This window comes from Rahnella sp. R3(2024), from assembly GCF_042920125.1.
Taxonomy (GTDB): domain Bacteria; phylum Pseudomonadota; class Gammaproteobacteria; order Enterobacterales; family Enterobacteriaceae; genus Rahnella; species Rahnella rivi.
Window position 1 is genome coordinate 1,444,813 of sequence record NZ_JBHGBU010000001.1, and the last position, 11,218, is coordinate 1,456,030.

At 47.1% G+C, this 11,218-nt stretch carries 10 protein-coding genes; all 10 read right to left on the bottom strand.

Annotated features, from left to right (window positions below):
• Nucleotides 1-4: 4 nt before the first annotated feature.
• The 10 genes from ispF to ABSH60_RS06515 all read right to left on the bottom strand — a co-directional run bounded on the left by ispF (nucleotide 5) and on the right by ABSH60_RS06515 (nucleotide 11,014).
• Nucleotides 5-478: a 2-C-methyl-D-erythritol 2,4-cyclodiphosphate synthase gene (ispF, locus tag ABSH60_RS06470; protein WP_136377443.1), complete on the bottom strand. Its 474-nt coding sequence runs from the start codon at nucleotides 476-478 to the stop codon at nucleotides 5-7.
• Nucleotides 478-1,197, bottom strand: a complete 720-nt coding sequence (gene ispD, locus ABSH60_RS06475) for a 2-C-methyl-D-erythritol 4-phosphate cytidylyltransferase (RefSeq protein ID WP_390973219.1) — start codon at nucleotides 1,195-1,197, stop codon at nucleotides 478-480. Before ispD ends, ispF begins: the two co-directional genes overlap by 1 nt.
• A 2-nt stretch (nucleotides 1,198-1,199) precedes the next feature.
• Entirely contained in the window at nucleotides 1,200-1,520 is a 321-nt protein-coding gene (gene ftsB, locus ABSH60_RS06480; protein ID WP_056772828.1) for a cell division protein FtsB, read from the bottom strand.
• 236 nt (nucleotides 1,521-1,756) lie between these two features.
• Nucleotides 1,757-2,137, bottom strand: coding sequence for a DUF3561 family protein (locus ABSH60_RS06485; protein WP_082465706.1), 381 nt, complete (start codon nucleotides 2,135-2,137; stop codon nucleotides 1,757-1,759).
• Between the two features lie 58 nt (nucleotides 2,138-2,195).
• Nucleotides 2,196-2,819 carry an adenylyl-sulfate kinase gene (gene cysC, locus ABSH60_RS06490; RefSeq protein WP_056772831.1) on the bottom strand — a complete coding sequence of 208 codons (624 nt, stop codon included), beginning with the start codon at nucleotides 2,817-2,819 and terminating at the stop codon, nucleotides 2,196-2,198.
• A 1-nt stretch (nucleotide 2,820) separates the two neighbouring features.
• A complete protein-coding gene (gene cysN, locus ABSH60_RS06495) occupies nucleotides 2,821-4,248 on the bottom strand; it encodes a sulfate adenylyltransferase subunit CysN (RefSeq protein ID WP_056772832.1) in 1,428 nt (475 codons plus the stop codon).
• A gap of 13 nt (nucleotides 4,249-4,261) precedes the next feature.
• Entirely contained in the window at nucleotides 4,262-5,170 is a 909-nt protein-coding gene (gene cysD, locus ABSH60_RS06500) for a sulfate adenylyltransferase subunit CysD (RefSeq protein WP_056772835.1), read from the bottom strand.
• A gap of 10 nt (nucleotides 5,171-5,180) precedes the next feature.
• On the bottom strand, nucleotides 5,181-6,605 hold the full coding sequence (cysG, locus tag ABSH60_RS06505) for a siroheme synthase CysG (protein ID WP_390973222.1): 1,425 nt from the start codon (nucleotides 6,603-6,605) through the stop codon (nucleotides 5,181-5,183).
• A 420-nt stretch (nucleotides 6,606-7,025) separates the two neighbouring features.
• Nucleotides 7,026-8,543 (bottom strand): caspase family protein, encoded by a 1,518-nt coding sequence (locus tag ABSH60_RS06510; protein ID WP_390973224.1) that lies wholly within the window; start codon nucleotides 8,541-8,543, stop codon nucleotides 7,026-7,028.
• A 518-nt stretch (nucleotides 8,544-9,061) separates the two neighbouring features.
• Nucleotides 9,062-11,014: a tetratricopeptide repeat protein gene (locus ABSH60_RS06515; RefSeq protein WP_390973226.1), complete on the bottom strand. Its 1,953-nt coding sequence runs from the start codon at nucleotides 11,012-11,014 to the stop codon at nucleotides 9,062-9,064.
• Between the last annotated feature and the right edge of the window lie 204 nt (nucleotides 11,015-11,218).

Here is an 11,218-nt window from a genome sequence, read left to right on the forward strand (position 1 = left end):
AACATCATTCCTTAATCAGCAGGGCAACGGCTTCGCAGGCGATACCTTCGCCACGGCCGGTAAAGCCCAGCTGTTCGGTGGTGGTCGCTTTCACGTTCACATCATCCATGTGGCACTGTAAATCTTCGGCAAGAAATACACGCATCTGCGGGATATGCGGTGCCATTTTAGGTGCCTGAGCAATGAGGGTGATATCCAGATTGCCCAGCTTGTAACCTTTTGCACGGATGCGGCGGTAAGCCTCGCGCAGCAGCTCGCGGCTGTCCGCGCCTTTATAAGCCGGGTCGGTGTCCGGGAACAATTTACCGATATCCCCCAGCGCAGCGGCGCCGAGCAGGGCATCAGTGGCGGCATGCAATGCAACATCGCCGTCGGAATGTGCCAGCAAACCTTGCGGATAAGGAATACGCACACCGCCGATCACCAGCGGGCCTTCGCCGCCAAACTTATGAACATCAAAACCGTGACCGATACGCATTATGCGTTCTCCTCGTGGGATATGCGGGTTAAAAAGAATTCAGCCAGCGCCAGATCTTCCGGCCTGGTGACTTTAATATTATCGGCCCGCGCCGGGATCAACACAGGATGATAACCACAATATTCCATTGCAGAAGCTTCATCTGTGACCACGGCACCTTCATTCAGCGCACGGCGCAGGCAGATTTTCAGTAATTCGAGAGGGAAAAATTGTGGCGTCAGCGCATGCCAGAGATCTTGCCGGTCAACAGTATGGGCAATGGCCTGCCTGCCGGTTTCACCGCGTTTCATGGTATCGCGCACCGGTGCGGCGAGGATCCCGCCGGTTTTACTGGTTGCTGAGATCGCCAGCAGATTTTTCAGATCATCCGGGTGCAAACACGGGCGGGCAGCATCATGCACTAAAACCCAGCCGTGGGAACCCGCCGCATCAAGACCTGCCATCACAGATTCTGCACGCTCGCCGCCGCCGGTCACCACCTGAATCCGGGGGTCGCAGGCAACAGGCAACTGCGCAAACTGAGTGTCATGCGGGCTAAGCGCCACGATCACCTTAGCGACCTGGTCGTTGTGCAATAAAGCGCGGATCGAATGTTCTATCAGCGTTTTACCGCCGATAGAAAGGTATTGCTTAGGGCATTCTGCCTGCATACGGCTGCCGATCCCGGCAGCAGGTAAAACGGCAATGACCTTCGGAAGGGAAACTGCGGTGTGGCTCATGGCTATGGATTCGAATTATTTTGCGAAACATTGCTGCCCGGAGCACGTTTATTGTCTGGCACCAGACGATAGAAAGTCTCGCCGGGTTTTAACATGCCCAGTTCGTTGCGTGCGCGTTCTTCAATCGCTTCCTGACCGCCGTTTAAATCGTCGATTTCTGCGAAAAGTTGATCGTTACGTGATTTCAGTTTGCCGTTGTTGGCTTGTTGCACTTCAACGTCATCGTTTACACGAACGTAATCATGAATACCATTCTTGCCCAGCCACAGCGAATACTGTAACCAGCCAAGTAAAATCAGTAACAGCAGTGTGAGTTTGCCCATCCCCGCCCCCTAAAAAAGCCGGGCAATCATCCCACAACTTTCCTTCTGACTCCACTATGGCGGGATAAATGCCGGTGAGAATCAGACTTACACACGCAATTATGGGTGAGAATGACACAATGGCTTACATCGTGGAAAAGAATTGCCGGGAAAATCGCCAGTAAAACGCCGCAAAAAAGGATCCTCACAGGACCCGGTTTGTACTCTTTATTGCTGTCACTAGGCGGTCATTGCTGTTACCAGCCGGATAAAAATGAGAAAACGGTCCAGAACATTCCAATCACGCAAATACCGGTGGCTGCGGGTGTAATGAGCCATCCGCCGCGAAAAAGCATACTGAAAGCGATACCGATAAGTACCGACACCGGCATCAGTGCCAGAAAGAAAGGCCAGGTATAGAGGAGGAAAAACAGAGTGTTGGAGCCATATACCCAAAAAGGGATCGCCAGCGCCAGCCAGTAACAAACGAAACCGATAAATCCACCCTGCATGGAGTAAGAGGGATCTTCGTTTTCTGCGCCGTCTGAGGTCTGCGCTAACCGGGGTACCGGGGCGTTGTCTCCCCTGATACGATCAACCCAGATCCGGCTGACCAGTCTGCTGAATAAAGCCTGCATAGATGATCCCTGTGTTCAGTGTAAACCGGCACGCTCTCTGGCGTTTGGCCGGCAACATTCAGGGATTGATAATACCGCGACGGCGCATCACATCTAATAATTGGGGAACCAAATGTGTTACCAATTGTTCACCTTCAAGATGCACATCCGGCGCTTCTGGCGGCTGATATTCTGAATCGATACCGGTGAAGTTTTTCAACTCACCGGCACGCGCTTTTTTATACAACCCTTTCGGATCACGCGCTTCGCAGACGGCCAGCGGCGTATCAACAAACACTTCGATAAACTGCCCGTCTTCCAGCAACTCGCGCACCATGTCACGCTCGGCACGATGCGGCGAGATAAAGGCGGTAAGCACCACCTGCCCGGCATCCACCATCAGTTTGGCGACTTCACCCACACGGCGGATGTTTTCACGGCGATCGTCATCGGTAAAACCCAGATCGCGGCAAAGCCCGTGGCGCACATTGTCACCATCGAGCAAATAGGTGCTGACGCCAAGGGCATGGAGCGCCTGCTCCAGCGCCCCGGCCACCGTGGATTTCCCCGAACCTGAAAGCCCGGTAAACCACAAGACCGCCCCGCGATGACCGTGCTGTTTTTCACGATCCGCACGCGTAACGGCGTGCGGATGCCAGACAACATTGTCATCTTTCAGTGAAAGGCTATCCGGTGACGCCATCTTATTTGCCACCCAGCAGGTCGCGGGCGCCCCAGTGCGGGAAGTGGCGGCGAACCAGGCTGTTCAGCTCCAGCTCAAATGCGCTGTATTTATCGGACTCCTGATAAACCTGTTCAAGCGCTTCACGTACCAGACCGGCACCGACAGTCACATTGGTCAGGCGGTCGATGAAAATGATGCCTCCGGTGACCGCATTGCTCTGATAATTATCCAGCACCAGCGGTTCATCAAAGGCCAGTTCCACCAGACCAATACCGTTGAGCGGCAGTGTTTCCACAACGCGCTGTGTCAGAGAATTGATCTCGACCTGATAGTCGATATTTTCTACACGTGCGCGGGCTTTCTTACCGCCCACTTTGATGTCGTAACTCTGGCCGACGCTCAGCGGCTGCTCCGCCATCCAGACCACGTCAACTTTGGCATTCTGTACTGACTTCACGGTTTCATTCGCATCCACCAGCATATCGCCACGGCTGATATCCCGCTCATCGGCCAGCACCAGCGTAATGGCTTCGCCCGCCCAGGCTTCCTGCAAATCACCGTCGAAAGTGACGATACGCGCCACGGTTGATTCCACACCGGAGGGCAGCACTTTCACTTTCTGCCCGACGCGAATGGAACCGGATGCCAGCGTACCGGCATACCCGCGGAAATCGAGGTTAGGACGGTTTACATACTGCACCGGGAAACGCATCGGTTGCTGTTCGCGGATATTGATGATGTTGACGGTTTCCAGCACATCGAGCAGCGTCGGGCCGGTGTACCAGCTCATTTTGTCGCTTGGCGTGGCAACGTTGTCGCCTTCCAGTGCGGAAAGTGGCACAAACTTGATATCCAGATCGGTCGGTAACTGCTGAGCGAAATCCAGATAATCTTGTTTAAATTGTTCGAATACGCTCTCGCTGTACTCCACCAGATCCATTTTATTCACGGCCACAACCAGATGGCGGATCCCGAGCAACGTGGCGATGAAGCTGTGGCGACGGGTTTGATCCAGCACGCCTTTACGGGCGTCGATCAGCAGGATAGCCAGATCGCAGGTCGAGGCACCTGTAGCCATGTTACGCGTATACTGCTCATGCCCCGGCGTATCAGCGATGATGAACTTACGTTTCTCGGTGGAGAAGTAACGGTACGCGACATCGATAGTGATGCCCTGCTCGCGTTCAGCCTGTAAGCCGTCCACCAGCAATGCCAGATCGATTTTCTCGCCCTGCGTCCCGTGACGCTTACTGTCGTTATGCAGCGACGACAGCTGATCTTCGTAAATCTGACGGGTGTCGTGCAGCAGTCGCCCGATCAGCGTACTTTTGCCATCATCGACGCTGCCGCAGGTCAGGAAGCGCAGCAGGCTTTTGTGTTGCTGAGCGTGCAGGTAAGCTTCGACACCGCCCTGCTCCGCGATTTGTTGTGCAATTGCGTTATTCATTAGCTGCGGCTCCTCAGAAGTACCCTTGACGCTTTTTCATTTCCATCGAACCGGCCTGATCGCGGTCAATGGCGCGTCCTTGTCGTTCACTGGTCGTTGATACCAACATCTCTTCGATTATCTCCGGCAGCGTTTGCGCTTCAGATTCAACGGCACCGGTCAGCGGCCAGCAGCCCAGCGTACGGAAACGCACCATCTTCTTCTCAATCACTTCGCCCGGTTGCAGATCAATACGGTCGTCATCCACCATCAGCAGCATACCGTCGCGCTCCAGTACCGGACGCGGCGCGGCCAGATACAGGGGAACAATCTCGATGTTTTCCAGATAGATGTACTGCCAGATATCCAGCTCAGTCCAGTTGGAGAGCGGGAAAACGCGAATGCTTTCGCCTTTGTTAATCTGGCCGTTGTAGTTGTGCCACAGCTCAGGGCGCTGGTTTTTAGGATCCCAGCGGTGGAAACGGTCACGGAAGGAGTAGATACGCTCTTTGGCACGGGATTTCTCTTCGTCACGGCGCGCGCCGCCGAAAGCCGCATCAAAGCCGTGTTTACTCAGTGCCTGTTTCAACCCTTCGGTTTTCATGATGTCAGTATGTTTGGCGCTGCCGTGGACAAACGGATTGATGCCCATTGCCACGCCTTCCGGATTTTTATGCACAATCAGTTCAAAGCCGTAATTCTTTGCCGTGCGGTCACGGAAATCGTACATTTCGCGGAATTTCCAGCCGGTATCCACATGCAATAATGGGAACGGCAGCGTGCCGGGGAAGAAGGCTTTGCGTGCCAGATGCAGCATGACCGAGGAATCTTTCCCGATGGAATACATCATCACCGGGTTGGCGAATTCAGCAGCCACTTCACGGATGATATGGATACTCTCCGCTTCCAGTTGCCGCAAATGAGTCAGTCGTTTTTCGTCCATAACAGATCCTTTAAGCCAAATTCACAACCGACGGGCGTTGAGTGCCGTCAGTCTCAGGATGATGCCCAAACCACGCCAGTTGCTGATGAAGTGCGACCACTTCACCAATCACCAGCAACGCCGGTGTCGGCGCCTGTTGAGCCAGATGTTCAAGATTATCGAGCGTGCCGGTCAGCACCTGCTGATCCGCACGCGTTCCCCGTCCGATCACCGCGACGGGTGTAGTCGCTGCGCGTCCATGAGCAATCAGTTGCTGGCTGATTTCAGCCGCTTTGAGCGTGCCCATGTAAATCGCCACGGTCTGTTTGTCTTTGGCGAGGGTTTCCCACTGCACGCCGTCGTCTTCCGGGCGGCAATGCCCGGTCACGAAAACCACGCTCTGCGCATGATCACGATGGGTCAGCGGGATCCCGGCATAGGCCGTGGCGCCTGCGGCGGCTGTCACGCCGGGTACCACCTGGAATGGAATCCCCGCCGCCTGCACCGCCTGTAATTCTTCGCCGCCGCGCCCGAAAATAAACGGGTCACCGCCTTTAAGGCGTACGACTTTTTTCCCCTGCTGCGCCAGTTCGACCAGCAGACGATTGGTTTCTTCCTGCGCGACAGAATGGCTGCCCGCACGTTTACCGACACAAATTTTGTCAGCATCACGACGGACTAAATCCAGCACTTCTTCGCTGACCAGATGGTCGTAAAGCACCACGTCGGCCTGCTGCATCACCTGCAACCCGCGAAGGGTGAGTAATCCTGCATCACCCGGCCCTGCGCCGACCAGCGTGACATTTCCGCTCTGCGAGATGTCTTCCGCGTTTTCCAGCTGCTGTTGCAGCGCCTGCTCCGCTTCTGCGAGCTTTCCCGCAGAAGCGAGGCTGGCAAAACGTCCGGCAAACGCCTGTTCCCAGAAACGCCGGCGGGCACGCATCGAAGTAAACTGCGTTTTCACATTCTCACGCCAGCGACCGGCAATATCGGCCATTTGCCCCAGGCTGGTGGGCAGTAAGGTTTCCAGCTTCTCTCGCAGCATTCTGGCGAGCACCGGTGCTTTACCGCTGGAGGAAATCGCGACAACAATCGGCGAGCGATCGACAATCGAGGGGAAAATAAAGGAGCACTTCGGCTGGTCGTCGACCACATTCGCCAGCACGTGGCGCTGATTGGCCTGCTCAAACACTTCCGCGTTCAGCGCCGCATCGTCGGTGGCTGCAATCACCAGAAACACATCATCAAGCTGTTCCGGCAGAAAAGCCTGCGCCAGCCAGCTGACTTCCGCGACCTGTCTGCGTTGTTCCAGCTCAGAGGAAAGTGCCTGCGCGACTATCCGGACTTGCGCGCCCGCACGCAGGAGAAGATCGATTTTGCGAGCAGCGACTTCGCCCCCTCCCACCACCAGTACCGGGCGTTGTTTGAGGTCGGCAAATATTGGTAGATAGTCCACAAAAGCCTTAATTGATAACCAGAATGAATATCCCGACTATACGTGCAGGCAATAATTGATCTGAAATGACGAAAAGGAATGATTAGTTCCAGAATGGAATAAGGGGAACCTCTTCAGGCCTCGAGCCGCCTAGATCTTCGGGAATAGATACCGTAGTACGAGACTGTATAAATCCCATCAAATCCTAGCGTTTTGGGTAAAATGTGGATCATTTTTGAGGGGGAAACACGGCTCCAAGGGTCTGAGTACTCTGAACAATAGTCGATCACCAACTGAGGCCTTACCACACAAGGTATTACTAATTTAAGGTGTAATTGAAGTCCCTCTGACCTGCTCCCCGCGCATGAGCTTAAAATGAAGTTAGTAAGGTCCGCTATGAGCGAAGAGCGGACCTCCAAAGAAGGTTATTTAATAAGAGTATTACTCAATAACCTTGCTGATATTATCTTGTAACCATCCTTCCACTTCTTTTTGAATGTGTTGGGCTGCAGTGTTAGCTGCATCTTTTGTATTAATATTGACCTTGATATTTCTCCATTTATTGCATAATGGACTGAAATACTCTCCCCAGCTCTGTCTTTTTAGGAACTCATAAGAAAAGCTTATCATAACATCCTTATTTGAATAGAATGGGACCACATAAATACATATGGGATCAACTATTTCAAATAAAGGTTCAAAAGATATTCTCAGAATCCTATTTCCCAAGGGGTGACTGTATTGGAAACCATTTGCAAATCTTTTTTCTTTAGTTACTTTTTCTAATTTATATTCAAACTCATCATCAAGCCCACCTAACATTCCAAATCGTTCCAACATGGACGAATAACCTGGCTTTGGTTTTTTAGGTAAAGCTTTATATTCTTCTATCTCATATTTTTCTGTATCATAAGTCACAGTTGCGAAATAGTTTTTTTCTTTGTTTTTCTCAAGCCATTCCCCCAGTTTTGTTTTATTTGGAATGCTGTAACTTGAAACCGAATCATCAACTGTAATTGTATATAGTTTTTTTAAATCTTCATTCCAAGACGATAAACTTGAGTTGAAATCTTTGATAAAGCAAGATAACGTTTCCTCATTGAAACAAATTTCTTTAGATTTTTTTGATACCAGATCGTAAACATTAAGGATTGGCTGGATATTTTCTTCTAATGGTAGCAAACTCTTACCACCGTCATTGCCTTTTATCTCATCATCTGAAGTGATGCCGAAGGCTTTATAAATCAATTGATGCGTATCATTTGAAACCGAACCAAATTTTTCTAGGTTACTCGATTGAGTAACAAAAATAGGTGAGGAACTGCCAGAGTTAGCAAAATCATCAGCAACCGCATCCATTATTTCTCTATAGCGCACATCTCCTTCTTTATCAAGCAAAGAAGTTAGAATGCTTTCTGTAAAGCGGCTGATTTCTGTTCCCGCGTATGATACTTCATCATCTCTGGAAGAAAACCAGAAATAAATATCGTTCAGGCCATATTTTTTTGCTGACTTTCTTAAGTTTTGCTCTGCGTTAGACTCGCTTTTTATATATTGAGTCCCGCTAAAACAAGCGTCAACTATCTTTACGCATAACTTTGGAGATATGGACTTCATCCACTCATCTAGTTCTGAATTTCGTAAACCTGTCGTTTCTCTTTTTTTACTGTCAAAATCCGAAGGCAAGTAGAAAAAATCATCTTCAAATCTTTCGCCATGTCCACTAAAGTAAAATATAAACTCTGAAACGTCCTTATCTTTGTGCTTTCCTATGAAGTCAGCAATATTCCTTTTTATTAACGCACCCGGCTCATTATTGTTTAAATAGAGTATTTCGTCAAATTCCTTAACGTTTTCTAAAACATCCTTGAATATTTTAGCATCATTTTTGCAGGCTTTAAGATCATCGTAAAGATCAATTTTATATTTTTCAACACCAATAACAATACCGAGATTCATCAGTTTTCCTCATTTACTATCATCTTAAACTTTAACCGATTTTGAACTTAACTATACTAGTCAAATTTTAGCAAGCATATCATGCAGTTTTCTTAATTTTACTTCAAAATTACTTTTTCATTTATTTAAAAATTTGCTGTGCTACGCAAGAAACCAACATAATGTGATCTTAGTAACGTCCGTTCTTGGCACAAAGCTGACCTGCGCGCTGCACGATCCGCTTTGAGCGAAGTGAAATATTTGCTGGCACTCGAAGCGCGACACTCGCCCTTACTTAGGCCATAAAAAGCTTGTCGAATGTCTCAGGGCGTGAAGCGGACATACCTGATATCAAGAAGGCCGATTGATTCGCGAAAAACGTGTATTTAAACCATTATGCGGTTCATCAACGTTTTTGCTGTGACTGCTTAAATACTATCGGCACCCGCTAATGTTCACTCTGACATTGCAATTTGTACAATTCTGCCTAATTTACTATTAATCACATATAATGTAGTAGCCTTGTATGTGAAGGGAAACTACTTTGGAGTCTTCTGTATTAAATCGTTAAGTCTTTTTATTCCTTCACGGAGATTTTGGTCACCTTCATCAGTTTTTAATTTAGCAACTAAAAAATTAGCTTCTTCTAAATTTTCTAAATCTGATGAGCTTATAGTTCCTTTATGTATGGTATTTAATGTATTGTACATTAATGCATATGCAAGCGGACTAGGATCGCCCTCCGGTTCAATGCTTATTAAATCTTTCGCTTTTTGCATGGCAAGATGACAATAGTATGTCATTTCTGTTTCTGTTTCTGTTTCTGTTTCTGTTTCTGTTTCTGTTTCTGTTTCTGTTTCTGTTTCTGATGCGATGATATCTTTCATAAATAAAGCTGCACACATTTCAAGGTAAGTGTTAACTAATTCTCTTGTGTATTTTTTGGGGTTATCTTTCACTTGTCCCTCAAGAGTTAATATTAAACTTTTTAAGTTGTTACTTGCTTCATAAGCATCACCAGATCTTAATAAAATATTAGCTTTACTTGATAAATACCTTGAATTTAATTCCACTTGAAATGCTTGGTTTACACCTGAGGTAGGTAAGCCGCTTTTAAGTTTATCTGCTTCTTTTATTGCATTGAGCGCTTCTGTTGTTAAATCCAAGGATTGATAAGTGACACTTAAATTTACGTAGTTTTTAATGAGACTATCCGTTAGTGGGTTTCTAGATAATTGCTCAAAATCACTATACATGGCATATAGATCCCGATACCAGTGCAGAGAGCGTTCAAGAAACTCTTTAGCCTCCTCTAGCTCATTCCTAGAGTAGTGTATTGTACCTAAGTTATGTAAAAAATCTGGTATCAGAGGTGTTATTGATCGGTCGTCATTATCAATTAAATAGCCGCATAAATTAAGACCTGATTTAAATAGTATTTCAGCCTCATCAATATAGTTAGAGCAATAATATAAGCTCCCAATCGTCTCAAAGCAAAATGCAAGTTTTGATAATAATTTCGGATGGTTATCACTAAGATCTTCGCAAATTTTTAAAGTTTCTCCTCCAAAAACACATGCTTGCTTCTCATCGCCACTGATAAATAGTAAATTAACTCGAAGTAAGCGAGAATCGATATTCCCCTTAAGACTGTTCAAAACAGCATCATGAGCATCGATAATTTCTTCGAGTTGAGAATTTAGTTCGAATTCGTTTAAGGCTTCAAGGGCTCCATTTATGTCACCCTTTAGAAACAAACTTAATCCTTCATTGTATAGGCTAGTGTATTGGTCTGGTTGGAATTGAGCCAATTTACTGATTAAACTTTTAATTTGCAATTCAAGATTGTTTTTCTCATCAACCAATCTAGTAATTTTTACTTCATTGTTTTCTCTTTCGGCCTTTAAAACGGCCATGCTCATACTGGCGACATCTTCTTTATCGGAAATAATTGACTTTAGTCTCTCAATTTCTTCGCTTATCTCTTGATACCGAGGAATAGATAAGTAAAATATTTTAAGTTCCGCTGGCGAAGCAGCAACAAGCCTCCTGACTTTCACAAGTTGTTCCCATTTCTCTTTTTCTTTTTTTATTTGTTCGCCAGTTAAACTGTTAGTAAGTCCTGTCCCTCGATGAGCGAGATCGTGGTCGTTAGGGCATAAAACAGCCAAGTTTTCATATGAATTATCTTGAGATACCTCATATTTGATAATGTGATGAATAATGTAACTATCACTTTTTGCTCCAGTACAGCAACAACAAGTGAAGTTGTTATTTTCCAATAGCTTTTGAATGATCTCTGAAGATATAGGTTGCCGACTTAAATACTGTTTAATTATTTCTATCTCGTTATCATCTAACATGTAATTTTGCTTCAACAATGTCTTTGACAAGGCTCTGAAAGATGAAGCGGATAACGCTAAGCATTCATACTTTGAGGCCAAGTCACTTGGGACACCATATTTAATATAAGTTCTGGCTAATTCTCTCATTGTCACCCCAGTTGTTTGTATCTTGTAAAATTAAAGTCAATGTAATAATATATGAAGATAACAAACCCTTCATCTTCTTTATGAATGATTATAATTTAACTTTAAAATCATGAAAATCTATAGAGAGTATGTGAGGCGGGCTGAACGTATTGCCTCTCAATTTTAGGCGATAGGATTCATGGTTGAGGATGAAGCGTTCCACCG